General features: G+C 54.7%; 16 protein-coding genes. 5 read left to right on the plus strand and 11 right to left on the minus strand.

Going from position 1 to position 20,081, the window contains the following annotated elements:
* Positions 1–29 precede the first annotated feature (29 nt).
* Positions 30–3,737, minus strand: a complete 3,708-nt coding sequence (gene secA / locus HOV93_RS17925; protein ID WP_207397902.1) for a preprotein translocase subunit SecA — start codon at positions 3,735–3,737, stop codon at positions 30–32.
* A 534-nt stretch (positions 3,738–4,271) separates the two neighbouring features.
* Between secA and HOV93_RS17930 the strand changes: the two genes are divergently transcribed.
* Positions 4,272–5,012 carry an MBL fold metallo-hydrolase gene (locus tag HOV93_RS17930; protein ID WP_390814346.1) on the plus strand — a complete coding sequence of 247 codons (741 nt, stop codon included), beginning with the start codon at positions 4,272–4,274 and terminating at the stop codon, positions 5,010–5,012.
* 74 nt (positions 5,013–5,086) lie between these two features.
* Here HOV93_RS17930 and HOV93_RS17935 read toward each other — a convergent pair whose 3' ends face one another.
* The 8 genes from HOV93_RS17935 to HOV93_RS17970 all read right to left on the minus strand — a co-directional run bounded on the left by HOV93_RS17935 (position 5,087) and on the right by HOV93_RS17970 (position 12,485).
* Entirely contained in the window at positions 5,087–5,485 is a 399-nt protein-coding gene (locus tag HOV93_RS17935) for a GNAT family N-acetyltransferase (protein WP_207397904.1), read from the minus strand.
* Positions 5,486–5,588: 103 nt separating this feature from the next.
* Positions 5,589–6,575 (minus strand): alpha/beta hydrolase, encoded by a 987-nt coding sequence (locus HOV93_RS17940; protein WP_207397905.1) that lies wholly within the window; start codon positions 6,573–6,575, stop codon positions 5,589–5,591.
* Positions 6,572–7,228, minus strand: a complete 657-nt coding sequence (locus HOV93_RS17945) for a hypothetical protein (protein ID WP_207397906.1) — start codon at positions 7,226–7,228, stop codon at positions 6,572–6,574. The genes HOV93_RS17940 and HOV93_RS17945 overlap by 4 nt, the downstream gene beginning before the upstream one ends.
* A gap of 35 nt (positions 7,229–7,263) precedes the next feature.
* Complete coding sequence (mscL, locus tag HOV93_RS17950; RefSeq protein ID WP_235990595.1) at positions 7,264–7,770, minus strand: large conductance mechanosensitive channel protein MscL; 507 nt, start codon at positions 7,768–7,770, stop codon at positions 7,264–7,266.
* A 212-nt stretch (positions 7,771–7,982) separates the two neighbouring features.
* A complete protein-coding gene (locus HOV93_RS17955) occupies positions 7,983–8,420 on the minus strand; it encodes a hypothetical protein (protein ID WP_207397907.1) in 438 nt (145 codons plus the stop codon).
* Entirely contained in the window at positions 8,421–9,359 is a 939-nt protein-coding gene (locus HOV93_RS17960; RefSeq protein ID WP_207397908.1) for a glucosamine-6-phosphate isomerase, read from the minus strand.
* Positions 9,360–9,407: 48 nt separating this feature from the next.
* Entirely contained in the window at positions 9,408–10,157 is a 750-nt protein-coding gene (locus HOV93_RS17965; RefSeq protein ID WP_315853433.1) for a PIG-L deacetylase family protein, read from the minus strand.
* Between the two features lie 198 nt (positions 10,158–10,355).
* A complete protein-coding gene (locus HOV93_RS17970) occupies positions 10,356–12,485 on the minus strand; it encodes a carboxy terminal-processing peptidase (protein ID WP_235990598.1) in 2,130 nt (709 codons plus the stop codon).
* 340 nt (positions 12,486–12,825) lie between these two features.
* Here HOV93_RS17970 and HOV93_RS17975 point away from each other — a divergent pair, with 340 nt between their 5' ends.
* From HOV93_RS17975 to HOV93_RS17990, 4 genes are all read left to right on the plus strand, one after another.
* On the plus strand, positions 12,826–14,664 hold the full coding sequence (locus tag HOV93_RS17975; protein ID WP_207397909.1) for a sigma 54-interacting transcriptional regulator: 1,839 nt from the start codon (positions 12,826–12,828) through the stop codon (positions 14,662–14,664).
* Positions 14,665–14,785: 121 nt separating this feature from the next.
* Positions 14,786–15,775 (plus strand): YheT family hydrolase, encoded by a 990-nt coding sequence (locus tag HOV93_RS17980; protein ID WP_207397910.1) that lies wholly within the window; start codon positions 14,786–14,788, stop codon positions 15,773–15,775.
* 216 nt (positions 15,776–15,991) lie between these two features.
* Positions 15,992–17,245, plus strand: a complete 1,254-nt coding sequence (locus HOV93_RS17985; RefSeq protein ID WP_207397911.1) for a PQQ-binding-like beta-propeller repeat protein — start codon at positions 15,992–15,994, stop codon at positions 17,243–17,245.
* A gap of 71 nt (positions 17,246–17,316) precedes the next feature.
* Positions 17,317–18,114, plus strand: coding sequence for a hypothetical protein (locus HOV93_RS17990; protein ID WP_207397912.1), 798 nt, complete (start codon positions 17,317–17,319; stop codon positions 18,112–18,114).
* 182 nt (positions 18,115–18,296) lie between these two features.
* Here HOV93_RS17990 and HOV93_RS17995 read toward each other — a convergent pair whose 3' ends face one another.
* Entirely contained in the window at positions 18,297–19,220 is a 924-nt protein-coding gene (locus tag HOV93_RS17995) for a DUF1559 domain-containing protein (RefSeq protein ID WP_207397913.1), read from the minus strand.
* A 183-nt stretch (positions 19,221–19,403) separates the two neighbouring features.
* Entirely contained in the window at positions 19,404–19,871 is a 468-nt protein-coding gene (locus HOV93_RS18000; protein ID WP_207397914.1) for a carboxypeptidase regulatory-like domain-containing protein, read from the minus strand.
* Between the last annotated feature and the right edge of the window lie 210 nt (positions 19,872–20,081).

Consider the following 20,081-nt stretch of genomic DNA (forward strand, 5'->3'; position numbering starts at 1 on the left):
CGCGTAGGACGCGAGAAAAGCTTGTGGGTCTAGTTCGCTTGTTCCTGCTTCATGCAGCAGGACTTGTACTTCTTGCCACTGCCGCAAGGGCACGGATCGTTACGGCGGATCTTTTCGCCGACGTTACGAATTGGTGCGGTGACCTCGGTGTCTCCCTGCGAGTTGTTAATGGCTTCTTCCTGCTGGCGAGCCATTTCGGTCATGCTGGAAGCAGAGTCGTGGCGAGCTTCCGATTCCTTCCAGGTCGAGCTGACGAACTCTTCGTTCAGGTTCTCGATCTTGTAAACCAAGTCGGTCACGCGTTCGCCAACGCTGCGCCACATTTGCTCGAAGAGACGCATCCCTTCGCGTTTGAATTCGACTTTGGAGTCAACCTGAGCGTAGCCGACAAAGCTGACCGCGCTGCGGAGGTGGTCCATCGCCAGGAGGTGGTCTTTCCAGGCATTATCGATCAGTTCCAGCAAGACGCTGCGTTCCATGCGGGTCATTTCCGGGCGATAACGCTCGTAGACTTCACGGATCAGTCGAGATTCCAGTTGGGCTTTGTCGAACTGCTCTAACTCCGCCTCGGGAATTTCAGTTTCGATGTTCTGCTGGATCCAGGCATTGAGCGATCCCATCTGGCCGTTGCCGCCGCTGATAACCGAGAGGGTTTGGCTATCGGAGTTGTCCGCGTAAAGCTGTTCGACCTTTTCGTGGACGACTTTCATCTTTTCGAGGGCAATCTTCTTGTGCTTTTCGCTCAGCGGGACCAGCATTCGCTGGATATCTTCTCGCTGCTTGCTCTTAAATTCCTCTGTGTTCAGTGGTGTTTCAAAGCGGTTGGCGGCCCATTCCAAGAGGCCATCGCGGTTCAAGCGAGCGTGGCCACCGCTCTTGTCACTGAAGCGATACAGACCGGTAAGGACCGGGTACTCGGCTTCCTTCTGGTCGTAGACTTTGATCGCATTTTCATGGACCAGGTCGATCACCGTCTTCGCTGGTTTTTCTTGCAGCTTCTCGACATCGACATTGAAGCCGAACTTGTATTTGCACCAATGGTTCAGCGTGTTGAGGCCAAACTCTTTGTCGAGGAACTTTTCACCTTCGCTGAGGTCGACCTTCTCAATCGATTCGCGGGCCTTGGTGATCAGGAATTCGTCGACCTGATCGCGGCCGACTTTTCGCAGATCACGATCATTCAGATTCAACTTCCACATGCCGTTGGCGAAGCGGGCCATCGCGCCCCAGTTCCATTCGCTTTCGTCTTCGCTATCGGGCAGATTTTCGTCGATCGAAGCCATAATGTTCGATGCGGCGGCTCTCTCGGCCATGTCTTTGGCATACATTTCTGCCGAGGGGAAATCCAGACCGCGGAGATCGCGCGTGTTCAATTCGCACGATAGTTCGCTGCCGGCCCATTTGGCAAACGTTTCGATGCCAAAGTCTTTTTCCAGGAACATCCGCACGTGGTAGTCGATCTGCTCACTGACCATGTCCATGATCAGATCGCGGCTGTCGCCACCTTCTAGAATTTGCTGGCGGAAGCCGTAAACTCGTTTTCGCTGCTCGTCCATGACTTCGTCGTATTCGAGCAGATTCTTACGGGCCTCGAAGTTTTGTTCTTCTCGTTTCTTTTGGGCACCTTCGATGCGACGCATGATCATCTTGCTTTCGATCGCGTCGCCTGGCTGGGGCCTCATGGCCGCTGGCATCCGTTGGATGAAGTTACGAGCCCAGTCTCCGAAGTAGATTCGCATCAGGTCGTCTTCGAGCGATAGAAAGAATCGCGAGCTACCTGGGTCACCTTGTCGACCACAGCGACCACGCAGCTGAAGGTCGATACGGCGGGACTCGTGCCGCTCGGTACCGATCACGTGCAGGCCGCCCAGTTCCTTAACCTTCTTGCCCATCACCTTCATTTGCTCACGCTGCTGGATCTCTTCAACCAACTGCTCCCACTCTTCCTGTGGGACATCCAGCCGCGTTTGGTACTTGTGTTGAAGCTGAGCCCAGGCCATCGTCTCGGGGTTGCCCCCCATGATAATGTCGGTACCGCGACCGGCCATGTTGGTAGCGATGGTGACCGCACCGATGCGGCCTGCCTGGGCGACAATATCGGCTTCGCGCTTGTGCTGCTTGGCGTTCAATAGATCGTGCTTGATACCGCGTTTGTCGAGCAATCGCGATAGGCGTTCGCTCTTTTCGATGCTGACGGTACCAACCAGGACGGGGCGGCCTTTGTACTGTATGGCTTTGATCTTGGCGCGTTCGATCTTGGTGGGCTGTTTTTGCCCCTTGGGGTGGATTTCAATCGAATCCTCATGTTCTTTGAGGATTTCACCCCATAGTTCGTCCCCGTTCTTAAAGGTGACGACGTCCCACTTGATGGTCCGTTCGATCTCGTCGGCGACCGCTTCGTACTTCTCGTTTTCGGTCATGAAGATCACGTCGGTGTACATGATTCGCTGCATGGCCCGGTTGGTGGGAATGGCGATCACATCCAGCTCGTAGATCTTCCACAATTCGCCTGCCTCGGTCATGGCCGTACCGGTCATCCCAGACAGCTTGTCGAATAGCTTGAAGAAGTTTTGCAGCGTGACTGTCGCCAAGGTCTGGGTCTCTTCCTTGATCTTGACCCCTTCCTTCGCTTCGACAGCCTGGTGCATGCCGTCGCTCCACTGACGGCCTTCCATTTTACGGCCGGTGTGAACATCGATGATCACGATCTTGCCGTCTTCCACCACATAGTCGACGTCTAACTGGTACAGGTAATGGGCACGCAGAGAGTTGTCGATCAAGTGCGGCCATTCCATGTTGCCGGAAGTGTAGAAACTTTCGACACCGGCCAAGCGTTCCGCTTCCCGCACACCATCTTCAGTCAGGTTGGTCGTGCGGTCTTTTTCGTTGACGACGAAGTGCTGTTCTTTCTTCAGCGTTCGGGCGATTCGGTCCGCGTCGCCGTACTTGTCTTTACTTACATTGGCAGGGCCACTGATGATCAGCGGAGTCCGGGCTTCGTCGATCAGAATATTGTCGACTTCGTCAATGATCGCGTAGTTGAGACGGCCTTGCGACTGTTGATAATCCTTCGGGAAACGCTCGTCTCCGCGTGCGGCAGGGCGCATGTTGTCGCGAAGGTAATCAAAGCCAAATTCGTTGTTGGTTCCGTAGGTGATGTCGCAGCTATAGGCCTGTTGGCGTTCGCGGACAGACATGTCGTTTTGAATCGCATTGACGGTCAGGCCGAGTCCTCGATAGAGCGGAGCCATCCATTCCATGTCACGACGGGCGAGGTAATCGTTCACCGTAATGACGTAGACCCCTTTGCCTTCGATAGCATTCAGGTAAGCGGGCAGCGTAGCTACGAGGGTTTTACCTTCACCGGTGACCATTTCCGCGACGTTCCCGCGGTGCAAGACAATACCCCCGATCAGCTGGACGTCGTAATGCCGCATGCCGAGAAAGCGTTTGCCGGCTTCACGACCCACAGCAAACGCCTCGACTAAGATGTCGTCCAGCGTTTCGCCAGAGGCCAGTCGTTGCTTAAAGAGACGGGTTTGGTCGCGAAGTTCGTCGTCGGTGATCGCTTCGTACTTCGGTTCCAGCTCGTTGATTGCGTCAACGAGGCCCTGCATCTTTTTGATATAGCGGGCGTTAGACGAACCGAACATCGACGTGATCAGTCGTTCAAAGCCGCTTAAAAGACCGCCACAAAAGAGGCTGATCTTTTCCCAAATCTGTTCCAGTTTCTCCATCGCTGAATATCACCTGGGGTAGGGGCGTATCAAAAGCACTAGTTGCGGCGAAACAATACCTTATTTGTAGACACCGCCACAACTTAAGCGTGCGCGCAAACCCTTCCCATCTCGTAGATTATAGGGATTACTCAAGGGGGTCAACCGCGCTTGAGCATGCACCGATCGCCAGTTTTGCTATCAAGGTATTCGATATTAAGACCGTTTCCCTTGCCCAGCTAGCGTAGATTCTGTGAAGATTCTCACGATGTCGTCGCTAGTCGGCTGGCAAGTTAGGTCGGAGTGGGCCCTAAGTCAGCGCCCTTGCCACGCTTCAGCCTGTTAGAAGCATTTTCCTACTAAGAGGTTACGAGCGAATTGCTGGTGATCGGCTGAAGGGGTTGCATCGGCTGCCGCCATTTGCGATTCTCAGGCCAGGAACAGATACCCGAAAGAGCAAGAATGAGCCAGTCCCCCCCGTCTAAGCCAGTCAAGAAGAATATCGTCACGCGAGACATTCGCGGACGACTTCTCTTTCTGGGAACAGGTACCTCGATGGGGGTGCCGGTGGTGGGCTGCGGCTGCGATGTCTGCCAAAGCACCAATCCTAAGAATAAGCGAACGCGGTGCAGCGTTATCTTCGGCTTGCCGGAGGGAAATCTGCTGATCGACACGCCACCAGACTTACGGACACAGCTATTGGCCAACGGAATCGGCATCGTCCATGCCGTCGCGTTTACGCACAGTCATGCCGATCACTTGTTCGGGCTCGACGACGTTCGGCTGTTTCAATTCTATCTCGGCCAAGCGGTGCCCATCTACTGCGAGCCCAACGTCGACGCCAAGATCCGCAGGGTGTACGACTACGCTTTCAGTACCGAGGCTCAAACCCACATCGGTTCGCGGCCAGCTCTCGACATGCAAGAGATTGGGTTAGATCCGTTCGAGGTGCTTGGGGCGAAGGTCACTCCAATCCGCTTGCAGCACGGGCCCCGCTTTGAAGTCTTGGGCTTTCGCGTTGGCAACGTCGCTTACTGTACCGACGTGAATCACATTCCCGACGAAAGCTGGGCGAAGCTCCAGGGGTTGGACGTGCTGATCCTGGACGCGTTGCGACCGGAACCTCACCCGACGCACTTTTCTATTGAAGAAGCGGTCGAGGTGGCCCAGAAGGTTGGCGCAAAACAGACATATTTCACACACATTGCTTGTCGACTAGAGCACGAGCGAACCAACGCCTGGCTGCCTGAGGGGATGGAACTGGCCTACGACGGGCTAGAGTTGCCTCTGACGTAAGTTGCCGTTGGAATGGCATTGGTAAATAGCTTGTGGCATCAATCTTTCGCGCCACCTATGTGCTGCCAGCAAATCTACTCCCGTGGAATAATCCAGCAAGAGTCATGCTTCTGCATGCCCACGTGCGGGTAATAGCTGGCCGCATTGGGTGCCGCCAATAGTAGCAGGATGGTGTGTTTGCCGGCTGCCTGGTGCGTTCGGGCGATCAGCTCGCGGCCGATGCCTTGCTTCTGAAAGGCCTGATCCACTGCCAGGTCGGCCAGGTAAGTCGCGTGGGCGAAGTCACTCATGCTGCGGGCAATGCCCACCAATCGACCTTCGCTGCGAGCAGTAAAAAGAATGTCGGCGTTGCGAACCATCTTGGTCAACTTCTCGCGATCGTCGACCGGACGGCGCTTGGCCAACTGCGAGCGGTTTAACACGTCCAGGTAGTCATCGACTGAAAGATTCGGTTCGACTTGGTATTCGATCATTCGCGTTATCAGCAGGGTGTGCTTAAAAAGAAAAACCGCTGGCAAAGACACATTTGCCTGGCAACGGTTCATCATAATCGGTCAGGGATAGGCTTGCTGGCCACTAGGATGAAGAGGGCGATCGATTGCCAGCGGCTTCTGCTGGATAGTCGGTCGCTTGCGAGTTCAAGGCTTCAGACCGCTTCGATTGGGACGTATCTGAAAAGACATCTTGCCAGAAGTCCAGTGCTCGTTGCTCGTATTCTTCCGGCATCACATGCCAACAGTTGGCATGGGCGGCCCCGTGGACCTTCCAGAATCGCTTAGGCTGCTCGGCCGCATCGTATACCGTCTGAGCGGTATCTACAGGAAAGAGTTGATCTTCCTCGGCATCAATAATGTAGATCGGTCGAGGCGAGATGTTCTTAACGGCGGTATGGGGTTCGACCAGACGCAGCTTCGTCTTAAGGGACCAGTCGAGAAAGATCTCGATTAGGCGACCGATAAGGAACTTCGGCAGTCGCGTCATCTTGTTGGCCACATGGGTCAACATGATTGGCATCGAAACGAAAGGGCTTTCGGCCAACACTCCACGGACGTGGTGGTCTTCAGCGGCTGCCATGATCACGCAGGCAGCGCCCAACGAAAGTCCGTGCAGGCCAATCATGTCGGCGGCAATGCCTGGCTGACCCTTGACCCACTCGACAGCGCAAAGGACATCTCGCCATTCGAGATACCCTAGCGTCGAGAAACCACCATCACTTTCGCCCCGTCCTCGGTTGTCATACACCAAAACGCTATATCCGGCCCGGTAAAGATACGACACATGGGGCAGCATTTCGATCGACGGGCCATCAATGCCATGCACGACAACAACGGCCTTGTCGCTCTTTCCTTTCCAGAATCTGCCGCGCAGGATGGTTTGTTTTTCCCCTTCGAACTCGACTTCAACCGGATCGGGGATCGAGAAATTCTTGGGGCGATACGGATCGATGACCTCGCCGGCTTTATAGGTTCCGCTGAGCAGTTTACGAACGAGAACTCGCAGTCCAAAAACAAAACCGACCAGCGCAATCAAAATCAGTGGTAGCGTGTACCAAATTCCGTTCATGATCCTTCGCTAACGTTTTTAACCGGCGCTTGGGTGCCATCGGTTCGCTGCACCGGTTCAAAGATCTCGTCCGACTCGAAAAGTTCCTGAGGGGTCAGCATGCCTGGCTGTTTATCGAGGATGCCGATGCCGTCGAACTCGGCTTGTGATTTCAAGCAATAGGCGCCTAGGGCGCTGCATAGCCAACGGCTATCGTCTTCTACCCAGGAATCGGCGGCACGGTTCGCTTCGTCGGAGGTCATCCAGTTGACGATCCAGCCGAGGAAGTTTTTCTGCAGCGCTAAATTGGCCGTCGTGTGATAATCGAACTCGGTCCCCATTTGGGCCTCGGCAGCTTCGGCGATGCGATCGGCCAGCTCTGGCGTCAAACCTTTGGGCTTTCGGAAGATGACGTACCGGTCGTCTTTGGGCCAATATTCTTCGCTCAGCTTCGAGCGAACGACGCCCTTGGGATAGGCAGCTTCCACGCACTCGTCCTCGCCGGTCACAACAAATACGTGAGAGACCGTCACGTCCGAGACTTGGTTCCACTGCTGCACCTGGGCGATGCCTTTGGAAAACCAGCTATCCGCGTGGTTGAAGCCGATCCAGCCACGCTCGTAGTCTTCGCCATACGTTGCCGGGGTGGTATTGAATATTTTAATGTGAGACATGGTCCTGTTTGGAAATAAAAATGGGTGAATGGAAGTTAACTGACTGAATTCGGTTGCGTCTCGGCAGAGGGTAGCTCCGCCGTACAGCTCGCACATCGTGTCGCGCGATAGGGAATCGTCGACAGGCAGTAAGGGCATTTCTTGTTTTCAGGATCGCCTGGCTGTGGCTTGTCTCCGCCGAAGGTATCCTCGAGTCGCTTATCCAATTGGTTGATCATACGGATGATCAAAAACATTGCAAAAGCAACCAATAGGAACGAAATGATATTGTTGATGAAGAGCCCGTAGTTGATTGTCGTGAGGCCTGCTTCCTGGGCTTGGGCGACCGTCTTGTAGGTTGCCTCGGGATTGGCCGGGTTAAGCACGATGAACAAATCAGAGAAGTCGCTCTTGCCTAAGAGAAAGCCCAGCGGCGGCATGATGATATCGCTCACCAACGACTTGGCTACCGACGTGAACGCGGCACCCACCGTGAATCCGACGGCCATATCAATAAGATTGCCGCGAAGTGCAAACTTTTTAAAGTCACCGATGATTCCCATGGTGCGCATTCCTGTCTCAGCGTGTGGTTGTTGTGAGTCGCTTAGGTGCAACTCTTATGCCATTATGCGGCTAGAGGTTGTTGTCTAGCAACAAGTTGGGGGATATGTCCCCTCGCTGAGATTGTAGGCTGATGGCCAACCAGCGACGGATGGTGATTTAGAGAAGTGAATTCACCGTGATTTGCCGAAGAACATGCTGCGAAGCGGGCGAATCAAGCGGCGTCGAATAGCCGCTTAACACTTGGTCGCACAAGCACCACAATGGTAAATACCCCTAGCGCGGTTCCCAGGGGAAACGAAATGCAAATAATGCCGGACATCACCAGGCAAAACGTATAGTTATTATGGGCTTTTAAGTAGCTGCCGCTCAAGTAGAGACAGAACGCGATCACCCAAAAGGTGACGATGATCAGCGTGCCAATCACAATAAAGAGCACGCCCACCAGCGCACCAATCCCGCGAGCTTCCGGTTCGTTTGTTTCGCCAAAGAGGCTGACCCCAATGGCCACCAATCCAAAGATAACGTGCAGCACCGGAAAGAGCCCTGCCATGGCGGCAAGGCCCGCGAGTACCCAATGAAACGTGCCCAGCAGGTCGAGATGCTGCTCGTCTTCACTGCTGGGCGGGGTGATTTCTGCCTCGGTGGACATTTAATGCATTTCCGTTTCCACGGTCCCAATACCACCACGATAGTAGCTGAAGGTGACGTTGGGGTGATCGGCCAGGAGCGACATCGGAAGGCTTGTGTCAGCAATACCTTTGCTGATCATCAAAGCCGACAGCCGCATGCCGAAAGGGTTGTCGTGATGGCCTGGGTGCCAGATCGAAACACGCTCGGCTTTCCAGGTTTCCTTAGGCCCCACAGTGCAAGCTCGGGTAGGGACCATCGGCACGTAGCCACCGCCACTGGTGCGTGCATTCTGGATGACCGTCATTGGGTGCAGGTCGGTCACGCGAGTGCCCAGTTCCCGGTAAACCTCCGGCGGTGGTGGAGCGTCGACGTAGTCGCCTTCGCGCTTCGGTGGATCGTTGAACGCCCAATGCTTGACTTCGCCTTGGCCGCCTTGCATGACCAAACAACGGACGTCGTCGTATGACTTCGAGTACGCTTCCAGGTCGCCGGTAGGGAAGTGCAGATTAGCGGTTGGCATCGAGTACTTCGGGTCGATCCGGTTGAAGCAGAGGTCCTTGTCGGCCTTGGCGAACGAAAGCGGGAACTCGACGGGAACCGGAATGTCGTTTTCGTCGACCCATTCGTCCATGCCCCAGAAATGGGCGTCCCGTTTCTTCAGGTCGATGCCCAACGCGTTGACCATCCTGGCCACCAGGGGGAGCTGTTCGGTTGGTCCGACCGGGCCGCAGATGCCGCACGGATTGTCTGGCGTGCTTTGCTGCCAGGCTTCGATGTATTCCAACGCTTCGGCACAGAAAAGCTCTTCCAGCGTGTCGAAGATCCGGACTTCAAACCCAGGGCGAGAAAGCTGAAGCAAGTCGTCAGGAGTCAGCTTGGCAGCATCGGCCAAGAGCTCTTCGTCGAGGGTTGTGTAGTCCCACCACTGCGGTGCCACTTTACTAATCGGTCGGGCCATTCTGAGTTGTCCTTGCGTCTTGGAGGGAGATTCGTGGTTGCTACGCAATCAGGGGAGGAGTTGAGCGAGTAAATCGTTTTGGGGAAACGCATGACCTAAGTGCTGGCGAAAGGATTCGGCATAATCGGTTCCGATCAGCGAACCTCGCTCGGCACTGTGCCGCTTCATCGCTTCCAGGTATTCGTCCATGCCGTGATGTGCCCGTAGCCACTCGCGCTGCGAAGCATGGCAGGCCAGCATCTCGGCCTTACGGTCAATGAAGCGGCTCACGTCAATGGTAACCGTTGGTGTGACCGGCTCGCCAGTATACGGATTTCGGCCTTCAATCGGGTCGGCGTAATACAAATGAGGAATGTGAGTGCCGGGCAACAGAGGTATGCTCGAAGCATTCGGAATAGGGAAACTGAACGCCGCACTGCGGGCCAAAAGGTGGGTTTGCTCGTGATCGAGCATGTAGTCTTCACGAGGGTGCGTGATGACCAGCGTCGGGCATAGCTGCCGAAACAGATCGATCGCCTTACGGTTGGTCGACTTATCAAATATTACATTCACGTCGGGCTCGGCCAGCGTGTGATACGTACCGCCGATCAACTGCGCAGCGGCAGTCCCTTCATTCTTACGAATCGCGGCGATCTCGGGGCCTGGGAGTTTCTCGGAACCGCAGTCTCCAGCGGCCACTGTGGCGATATGCACGTCCCAGCCAAGCTCGCCCAGGCGAATGAGTACGCCACCACACAAAATTTCCGCGTCATCTGGATGGGCCATGAAACACAGAACAACGTTCTTCGCGTCGCTCAAGGATCGCTCCCGATTTAAGAGGATGAAAGGTGGTTAGGTAGGTGGGGCAGGGGAGGGTGCGTCGAAAGTTTACCAGATGAGTGGACGATTGCCGAAGGGGGTTTTTCGTATAACCGTGTTTTATAACGCGCAACAAAGAAAAGGGCCTGCCGAAGCAGACCCTTTTCTTTCGTTTTCATTCCGATCATCCAGCGAACGTTAGTTGTTCGCGGCGACCTTTTGTTGTTCCAGCAGGCGAACGTAGTCTTCGGTGATGTTGATCACTTCGTCGAAGTAGTAATCGCGATCGACGATTTCGTTCGGATCTTCATCCGTTTCGCCAACCAGGCTTTCGATCTCCTTTTCGCGTTCGCTCAAAGCTTCGTATTCGGCCATGAACTTCTGCTTGTTGAGGTCGACCTGCTTCTTGTCTTTCTGCTGCAGATAGGTCTCGATCATCTTGTTCATCTTCGAGAAACCTTCGGACGATTGAACCCGCTGGCCGGACAGACGATTGAGTTCCGCAACCAGCGGTGCCGCGTTGGCATTGCTGACCGGGTAACGGGTCGTCTGCACGGTGTCGAAAGGAACCGGGTAATCGAGGTCCCCTTCGGCGATGTCCATGTTGGCGGTCAGGGCCGGCAGCGAAACATCGGCTTCGACGCCTTTGAGCTGCGTGCTCTTGCCGCTAGGGCGATAGAACTTCTGCAGCGTGATCTTCAAAGCACCCAGCGACGGAGGATTGACCGGGTTGGCACCCATCAATTCTTCGCGGCCCAGGTCCAATAGCGTCTGCACGGTTCCTTTGCCGTGGGTTTGCACGTCACCGACGACAATCCCGCGACCGTAGTCCTGGATCGCACCGGCGAGAATTTCACTGGCACTGGCGCTCATCTTGCTGGTGAGCACGACCAGTGGACCGTCCCACAGCATGCCGCGGTTCATGTCCTCGTAAGGATGGACGTTGTTTTCGGCGTCTTTAACCTGAACAACAGGACCTTGGTCGATAAACAACCCGGTCAGGTCGATCGCTTCAGTCAAGCTACCACCACCGTTACGACGCAGGTCAAGCACGACGGCTTCGACGCCCTTCTGGCGGAAATCAGCCAGCAAGCGAGCGACGTCGATTGTGCTTCGCTTGACGTTCGGGTTGCCTGAGCGAGCGGCTTCCATATCGAGATAGAACGACGGCAGGTCGATCCAACCGATCTTCATTTTGCGTCCATCGGGCGTTTGTTGCTCGATGATTTCGCCACGGGCTTCGCTGTCTTTCAGTTCGACCTTGGCACGGGTAATGTCGTAGATCTTGGTCTCGCCTTTACCCTTCTTTTTCACGCCCAGACGAACGATCGTGTTGGCTTTACCGCGGATCATGTCGACGACATCGTTCAGCTTCATGTCGATCACATCGACCATTTCGCTGTCGGTGCCTTGGCCGACACTGACAATGAAGTCGCCCGGTTCCAGCTTTTCATCGGCGTTCTTCTTGCCGTGCTTGTCGGCTGCTCCGCCAGGAATCACTTTAGAAACCTTGCAGTAGCCATCTTCCGACATCAGAGCTGCCCCGATCCCTTCCAGGTTAAGCCGCATTTGAATATTGAAATTCTCGAGCGTGCCAGGGGACATGTAGGTGGTGTGTGGGTCGTAAGCCGAAGTTACCGAGGTCAAAAAGACTTCCAGTAGTTCGTCTTCGCTCGTTTGACCGATACGGCGGGCATAGCTGTGATAACGCTTGCCGATGCGTTCTTTGGCTTCTTCCAGCGTCTTGTCGTCGGCCAACTGGGTCAGCAGATCGTACTTTAAACGCTTACGCCAACGGTCGGTCGCTTCCGCTGCATTGGCTGGATAGTTGACCTTGTCGCCGTCGGTGACAAAGACTTCGTCATCCTCGAAATTGAATTCGTGATTGGCGAGCAGATCGTCGACCGTTTGTACGCGTTCCAGCGTTCGCTGAATGAAGCGTTCAAAAACCTTATGGGCGAACTCGGTGTTGCCGCTGCGGATCTGATCGTCCAATAAATTGCGATTGGCCGCGAATTCGGCGACATCGGCCTCGGTGAAGTACAGTTTGAGCGGATCCCAAAATTTCAGGAATTTGTCGAACGCCCGCTGCGACATCTTATCGTCCAGTGGGGCACTCGAAAGGTGGTCGCGAAGTAGTAGTCGAGAAACCATTCGCGAGATGTGTCGCTCGGGAAGATGACGATCTTGCCCAGCAAGAGGGGCCTGGGCTGGTGCATCCTTGGGCATCAACGAGGCAACCACAAGCGTGGCGAAGGTAGCAACTACGGTAAATAGGAAGAACACGGGATGGCGCAGGTTAGTCCAATTCCCTCGAACGTTTGCCATAATGAATCCTTATCGCAAGATGTGTGCGTGAATATGTAGCGAATAGCAGATTTGGGGGTATGCAGGAAGGGCACGTGTAATCCTATCGGGGTCCGCATCTCGACTCAAGGTGAATGCTTGCAACCCCGTCAGATCGGTGAGCCTCTATCTGATACGTGGGTAAACCGACGAAAGTTGGTTCGTTACCAAAGCAATTCCAGCTTTTCCTCAACGATTTTCGTGACCCGACTGGCAGGTCGAACCGTAAATTCCGTAAGATAAGGTAAGTGCTGAATTTAATGAGGACCACCCATGATGCTTGCCACCAAGAGGGAACCCAGGGGGAACTGCGGCCGAACTAATGGCAATTTACAGCTACCTTAAAACGATCTCAGGCAATGGTCCGGGGAAGAACTTTCCCTTAGATGACTCGCGCGACAACCTCATCGGTCGTGGTCTCGAGTGCGATGTAACCTTGATCGACCCCCTCTGTTCGCGGGTGCATGCGGCCATTTTTCTGCGCAACGGCAAATGGTTTGTGAAAGACCGTGAAAGCCGTAACGGCAGTTATTTGGACGATCAGCCGATTGACGAAGCGGTATTAAAAGACGGATGTCGACTCAAGATTGGCGACACGGAATTTAGTTTTAATAACAGTGCTCAGCCCCCCACTTCGCACGACGAGCTTCCGCCGAGCATCACGCAGACGATCGTCCGCAATATGCCGGTCAATCCGCAAGATACCAACCTGATAGCACTTAAAGAGCTTAAGGACTATCAGCAAGCCGAGCGGCTGCTGCTTTTGCACCAGTTTGCGATCCGGCTATTGGGCGAAGAAGACCCCAGCACCATCATTCAAGTCACTTTAGAGATGGTGAAGGAGCAAACTAAAGCGGTTGTTGTCGGATTTTTATGGCTCAGCGACGATGGACAGTTAAGAGCCAAGCGAGTTTATCCTGAAGACACCGAAGGCCCGGCTCCTTTAAGCGAAGCCCTGACCGAGATAGTCACCCAAAAAGGGAATGCGGTTTGGATCGCCAACGAGGCCCACGGCGACACCAGCAAAAAGCTGACTCACTTTGCCGATGCGATCTGTGTCCCACTCATTCATAAGAAGAAGGCCTTCGGGGCGCTACATCTGTACCGTAAGCAGGAACGTTTCTGGCATAACGAACTCGATTTCGCGATATCGGTCGGAAATATCCTGACGATTGCCTTGCTGCGTGCCTGGAAAGCGACCCAGTTGCAAGCCAGTTATCAGCAGTTGGTCGACAAGTCGGCAGCGTTCGACGAGTTGATCGGCGAGAGCCCTGCGATGGGTGAGTTAAAGCAAAAAATCTCGCGAATCTCGAAAGCTGGCGGCTGTGTTTTAGTGCGGGGTGAAAGTGGCAGCGGCAAAGAGCTGGTCGCCAGGGCCCTACACAAGGCTTCGAATCGAGCCGATCGTCCGATGCTCAGCGTCAATTGTGCGGCACTGCCCGAGAATCTGATCGAGAGCCAACTGTTCGGCCATCGAAAGGGTGCGTTCACCGGGGCCGATTCCGATCATATTGGCTTTTTTCAGCAAGCCGACACGGGAACTTTGTTTTTAGACGAGGTCGGCGAGCTGACGCTCGATGGTCAGGCAAAGCTGCTCAGAATCTTGGAAGGTCATCCGTTTCTTCCCTTAGGAGCCACTAAGGAAGTCAGCGTCGACGTTCGTGTGATCGCCGCGACTAACCGAGATTTGGCCGAATTCGTTCGTGAGAAACGATTTCGGGAAGATCTCTATTACCGTTTGAGTGTTTTTGAGTTATACATTCCTCCGCTTCGAGATCGCGGAGACGACGTTCTCCAGCTGGCGGATCATTTTCTAGAGCACTTCCGAAAGACGCATGGGCGACCTTTGCTAACCCTGTCGGACAGTGCCAAGCAGAAACTTGCTGATTATGGCTGGCCTGGCAATGTGCGTCAGCTTCGAAATGTGATCGATAGTAGCGTCGTTTTGGCGGATGGCGAGTCGATTCAACCGCATGATTTAGGCTTACGCGACGCAGGCCTGAACGAACCAGAGTCGTTAAGGTTTGACTTTTGGGAAAAGAAATTGATCGAAGAAGCCCTCTCCCGAACTGGAGGGAGCATCCCAGAAGCCGTAAAATTACTCGGTACAAGCCGCGCAACCCTGTATCGCAAGATCGAAGAATACCAAATTCAGCGATAGTACGACTAACTGCATGGATTGCAGGGTGACCCCCTGTAGCTGAACGATGCTGGCCCGATCTCCTTATATTCTGACCTCGGTAAGGCCCTTTAAGCCTCATCCGTTACTGCGCAATTCCCATGTGCAGACCGTTCTTGGTGCCTATTGGTATGGGCACAACATTCCCTACAACGCCCGGCAGCACCTGGTTCTTTTTGACGACGGTGACCAAATTGTCCTGCATGACGACCGCCCCAAAGGATGGAAACCGGGCGATCGCACGGTTCTGTTGATTCACGGCCTCGGCGGTTCTCACAGTAGCGGGTATATCGTCCGAATCGCGCACACGCTCAATTCGCTCGGCATCCGAACGTTCCGGGTAGACCTACGAGGTTGCGGGGCCGGGCACAACTTGGCCAAACGTCCCTTCCATGCCGGTTGCAGCGACGACATCGCGCATTGCGTGGAAGCGATCAGCGCTTTGTGCATGGGGTCGCCGCTAACCTTGTGTGGCTTCAGCATGGGGGCCAATATCGCCCTGAAACTGGCCGGCGAAATGGGCAACGGACGCATCGGGGGGATCGATAGCGTGATGGCCGTCGCACCGCCGATCGACTTGGCCCACTGCTGCACGAACATGAACCGTGGCTTCAATCGCTTATACGACTGGGACTTCTCCCGGCGACTGGTAAGCCTGGTCGAAGGACGCCTGGCCCAGGACGAAAATTTTTACGATGGCTTCCGCTTCACCGAGAAGCCTGCTCGTCTGATTGAGTTTGATTCGGTTTTCACCGCACCGCAGTGCGGCTTTGACTCGGCCGAAGACTACTACGCCAAGGCAAGTGCGGCATTCGTACTACCGGACGTCAAAGTCCCTGGCCTCATTCTTACCGCCGATGACGACAGCGTTGTCCCGGTCCAGATCTTCGACAAGCACCCCCGTTCGGGAAGTGTCGAGCTGGAAATTACCCGCGGTGGTGGGCATCTTGGTTTCATCACCTCGAAAAGCATTGTGCCCGATCGCCGCTGGATGGATCACCGCGTGGTGCAGTGGATCGCCAGTCTCGATTCGCGTAAGACGATATCTCGTAAAGAATTGTCTTCCGCAGACACTTGTTCTTCCCCCGTCTAAAGCATCGGCTCGCAAAGCCTATGCCAGCGCAGAGAATGATGCCGCCGAGCGGGAAGTGCACTCGGTAACGCACGCAGCCCTGGCCGATCCGGCTCTTTCGGTTGTTTTAATCGTCAAACCTCGCTTCCTGCGTGGAAAGTGACCGAAAAACCGATTACCATCGAAGGCGAATGCTCCTTCCTGAGATCCTGCCTTTTTCTATTCGGTAGATAACCCATGTCGACAAGCCGCCTAATGCTCGCCGTTGTCTTGACGAGTGTCGTTGCTTCTTCCGTGGTCGCCCAAGAGTGGACCCGTTTTCGCGGACCCAACGGAGCCGGCATTGCGGCGGATGCGAACATCCCTTCTGCGCCAACTGCAGACGACTTCAACTGGAAAGTGAAACTGCCCGGCATTGGGCACTCGTCCCCAACGATCTGGGGCAATCGTGTCTTTTTAATGAGCGCCGACCCGGACACCGGGCTGCGGTACGTGCAGTGTCTCGACGCGCAGACAGGCGAGACCGTTTGGCAAAAAGAGTTCGCAGCCGCGCCCAGCCATGTGCATAATAAGTCGAGCTATGCATCGTGTAGCCCAGCCATAGACGACGTGCACGTCTATGTCGCTTGGGCCGACGACCAGCACACCGAGTTGGTCGCGCTGAACCACGACGGCGAACCTTCCTGGCGAGTCGACCTGGGGCCCTGGGTCAGCCAACACGGCTTCGGCACGTCCCCCATGATCTATGAGGACAAGGTCATCATCTCGTTGATGCAACTGGGAGACGAACGCAAGCTTCGCGATCGTCCGATCGGCAACAGCCGCCTGATTGCGTTCGATCGGAAGACGGGCGAGAGGCTGTGGGAAACTAAACGCGACAGCGACGTCGCGGCCTATTCGGTTCCTTGTGTCTATCAAATGAAAGATGGCAAGAACGTTTTAATCGCCAACAGCAGTGCCCATGGCATTGCCGCGCACGATCCGGCGACCGGCGAGCAACTATGGGCCGAAAAGGTCTTCAACATGCGAAGTGTTTCGTCACCGGTGGTCGCCGGCGAACTGATTCTCGGCTCCAGCGGTTCCGGCGGCGGAGGCAACACGGTCAGTGCCGTCGATCCCAACGGCGGCCAACCTAAACTAGCCTGGCGTCTTTCTCGTCAGGCCAGCTACGTCCCGACGCCGGTTACCTTTGGCGATCAAGTCTTTGTCTGGTACGACAAAGGCATCGTCAGTTGTCTGGATGCGAAGACCGGCAAAGTGCTCGGCCAGAAACGCATTGGCGGTAACTATTACGGCTCGCCAATTCGGATAGGCAATCGCTTGTTCTGCATTTCGGAAGAAGGGGTTCTGATGGTTGTCTCAGCCGATACCAGTCTAGAGGTTCTCGGCGAAACGAATCTCGGCGAAGGCAGTGAGTCGACTCCTTCAGTCTCCGATGGCGTAATGTATCTGCGGACCTATTCGCATTTGTTGTCGTTGGGCGGCAAGTAATCAGAGAAAGCGGAATGCCTGTTCGTTGCTAGGTACCCGTGGATTAAGGGTTTGCGTGTAAGGAAACCACTTTGACTAGCGATTTCTCCAGCGATCCCCAGCCTGAGAACCCTTTCGCGTCGCCTCAGTCGGAAATTACCAGTGCTCCGGTGATGCCGACCAGTCGCACCGGGAAGGTTTGCGATGGGACGTGCATGGATTCGTTGAAGATGGGGTGGGAGTTGATGACCCACTTTTTCTGGCCATTTCTAGGGTATTCGCTGGTTTGCGGGTTCATTCGTATTCCGGCCGATAACCTGGACAACATCGCCTCGATGTTCGGGGAAGAGATTACCGACGGCATGTGGATTTTCTCGAATGGCTACGACATCTTCGTCGCTGCGCCACTGTCGATGGGGCTTACGTGGGTCTTCTTGAAGGCTGCCCGGTACGAGCATTTCACCTTGAGCGATATCTTTGCGGCGTTCTCAAGAAATTATCTGCACGCGGTCGGGGCAGGCCTGGTGAAGGCCCTCCTCATATTGGCTGGACTGATACTCTTGGTCGTGCCGGGGCTGTATTTATTGGTCAAGCTTGCGTTTGTCGAGTACCTGATCGTCGATCGCAAGATGGGGATGATCGAAGCGATGAAGGAAAGCTGGCGAATCACCGACGGCCGCGAAGGGACACTGTTCGCGTTGTTGGCAATGTCCGTTCTGATTTTTCTTGGCGGCATGTTGCTATGCCTTGTCGGTGCCATCCCGGCGCTCATCTGGATTAGCGCCGCCTACGCGGTGCTTTACCATACCTACTGCCTGGTCGATCGACCTACCCACGAACGAGAGCCGCCTGAGCGTCTGTCCGACTCCGACAATCCTTACGCCATGTAAGATGGGCGAAGTCCCCTCGCGTTCCGTCACGGTTTCAGCCCGGTAGCCAGAGGCGCATCAATGGGCATCTTCAACTGTGCCAATAAGGTGCACTCTTGCACGAGAAGATCACTACAAAAAAAAGAGCCACCTGCGTTCGTGACAGGTGGCCCTGGTGTTCGAGCGATGGGATTGGGTAGGTGTTATGGCAGGGAAATCACTTCGCCTTGGTTCATCGTTCCCAGACCTCGCCAGGTGGCGATGTCAACGGTTTCGGCAATGAAACGAGTCGAGCCATCGCCCAGCGAGACCTGCACACCGCCGGGGTGTTGGCTGCGCGAGGAAAAGATCAGAGGATTCGTAGAATCAGCAATTGCCGTATAGCCTTGGCAAGGCATACCGCGCTGGGGGTTATTCTTGCAGAAGCCACCATTGAGTGCATCAGGCGAAGTCGTGTTCGGACCATAGTGAGCTGTGGCGCCGGAGCCAGGGCCCCACCAAGTGAGTCCGCGTAGGTCGGTGTTTTCCAGCCCTTGGCGAACTTCCATGACCATCAGCGTGTTGCTTGTTCCGTCTACAATGTCTCGCAGGCCATAGGTTTTACAGGTACCACTGGCGCTGTTTTCATTGTGAAAAGGCCCAGCCGCAAAGGTCACACCGTTAAGAGGCGAAACCCGCATCGAAGATGTGTTGCCCAAGTTGACCGCGTAATTGTATTGCGGAATGTCATGGTACCATTGTGCTTCGGTGTCGCTCGGGCAACTCATGACGTCGATACGTGTCTGACAAATGGTCGACTCATTCGTGCCGGTGTTGTAGTTCTGACTTTCATTCCACAAATCGTACATGGCGTTCTGTTCGATATACGGCAGAATTCCTTTCACCCAGCCGTCGCCGGTGGTGTCGCCGATATAGCCGATGGGAAGCGAGTTGTTCACATCGTGATAGTTGTGCATGGCCAAACCCAACTGTTTGAGGTTGGCGCTGCATTCGATGCGGCGAGCGGCTTCCCGGGCTTGTTGGACAGCCGGTAAGAGTAAGGCAATCAGTACGCCGATAATGGCGATCACCACTAACAGCTCGACCAAGGTAAAACCTCGGCGCGAGATCCAAGATTGAGTACGCATGGAAACGTTCCTTCCGAGAAGAGGTTAAGATAATAAGGTATTGATAGCGTGTAACATTGTTGGCCAACGGCGAATCAGATGAACGTGTTGCGGCTCAAAGCCGATTCGCATAAACGCTGAAGACCGGTTCAGCTGCCGCTTGGTCGTGACAGATGCAATTGCTTTTAGAGCCGATCCGGGCAACTACTTACTATCAATGGGAAAGTCGAATTCGTTCGGGCCTGCTTCGGTGATTTCCACCGTCACATCGCTTTTTGTGTTGTACTTTGCCGGAATCAATTCTTTCCGAGCAGGACCTGGGTTGTTCATCAGGTCATCTACCGAACGTTCTTCGGTTTCTGGTTCGACGGCATTGATAAAGACGCGGTACTTACCCGGCTTCAAGCCTTTAGCGGCGGGGATTGTATATTGGCCGTCGGTAATCGTAGAGCCACTGGCCGTTTTGCCTGCGACGGGCTCGAATCTAATGGAACCGTCTTGGATCGGGGCACCATTCAAAGAAACGTTGCCTGAGAGTGCCTGGCGTCCGTCGGTATCCACCGCAGACTCGCAGCCAAGAAGGGTAATGAAAGCGAAAAGGGAAAGAGCAATCGATAGCATTCGGCAGGCGCGCACGCGGCTACCCAAAGTGAGAAAAAATTGTTGGGGCATGAATCGTCCAAAGCATGAAGAGGGAGTTGAGAAGGCTGTCCGTTAGAGGTCGCAATGGGGTTGCGACTCTAAGTCTAATTCAGCATTCGCTTTGGCGGTACAGCAATATTTCTCAGAAAAATAAAAATAAATGCCATGTTTGGGGGGAGGGCGATTCATGTGATCGTCCGAGGCTGCTGAAAATCTACGCTTGGTATCAGCCTGGCCCTG

The organism is Bremerella alba, assembly GCF_013618625.1.
GTDB lineage: Bacteria > Planctomycetota > Planctomycetia > Pirellulales > Pirellulaceae > Bremerella > Bremerella alba.

What these genes read in the sequence shown, in the direction of transcription:
- secA (WP_207397902.1), bottom strand. Translation starts at nt 3,737, where the DNA reads ATGGAGAAACTGGAACAGATTTGGGAAAAGATCAGCCTCTTTTGTGGC.
- HOV93_RS17930 (WP_390814346.1), top strand. Translation starts at nt 4,272, where the DNA reads ATGGGGGTGCCGGTGGTGGGCTGCGGCTGCGATGTCTGCCAAAGCACC.
- HOV93_RS17935 (WP_207397904.1), bottom strand. Translation starts at nt 5,485, where the DNA reads ATGATCGAATACCAAGTCGAACCGAATCTTTCAGTCGATGACTACCTG.
- HOV93_RS17940 (WP_207397905.1), bottom strand. Translation starts at nt 6,575, where the DNA reads ATGAACGGAATTTGGTACACGCTACCACTGATTTTGATTGCGCTGGTC.
- HOV93_RS17945 (WP_207397906.1), bottom strand. Translation starts at nt 7,228, where the DNA reads ATGTCTCACATTAAAATATTCAATACCACCCCGGCAACGTATGGCGAA.
- mscL (WP_235990595.1), bottom strand. Translation starts at nt 7,770, where the DNA reads ATGGGAATCATCGGTGACTTTAAAAAGTTTGCACTTCGCGGCAATCTT.
- HOV93_RS17955 (WP_207397907.1), bottom strand. Translation starts at nt 8,420, where the DNA reads ATGTCCACCGAGGCAGAAATCACCCCGCCCAGCAGTGAAGACGAGCAG.
- HOV93_RS17960 (WP_207397908.1), bottom strand. Translation starts at nt 9,359, where the DNA reads ATGGCCCGACCGATTAGTAAAGTGGCACCGCAGTGGTGGGACTACACA.
- HOV93_RS17970 (WP_235990598.1), bottom strand. Translation starts at nt 12,485, where the DNA reads ATGGCAAACGTTCGAGGGAATTGGACTAACCTGCGCCATCCCGTGTTC.
- HOV93_RS17975 (WP_207397909.1), top strand. Translation starts at nt 12,826, where the DNA reads ATGGCAATTTACAGCTACCTTAAAACGATCTCAGGCAATGGTCCGGGG.
- HOV93_RS17985 (WP_207397911.1), top strand. Translation starts at nt 15,992, where the DNA reads ATGTCGACAAGCCGCCTAATGCTCGCCGTTGTCTTGACGAGTGTCGTT.
- HOV93_RS17995 (WP_207397913.1), bottom strand. Translation starts at nt 19,220, where the DNA reads ATGCGTACTCAATCTTGGATCTCGCGCCGAGGTTTTACCTTGGTCGAG.
- HOV93_RS18000 (WP_207397914.1), bottom strand. Translation starts at nt 19,871, where the DNA reads ATGCCCCAACAATTTTTTCTCACTTTGGGTAGCCGCGTGCGCGCCTGC.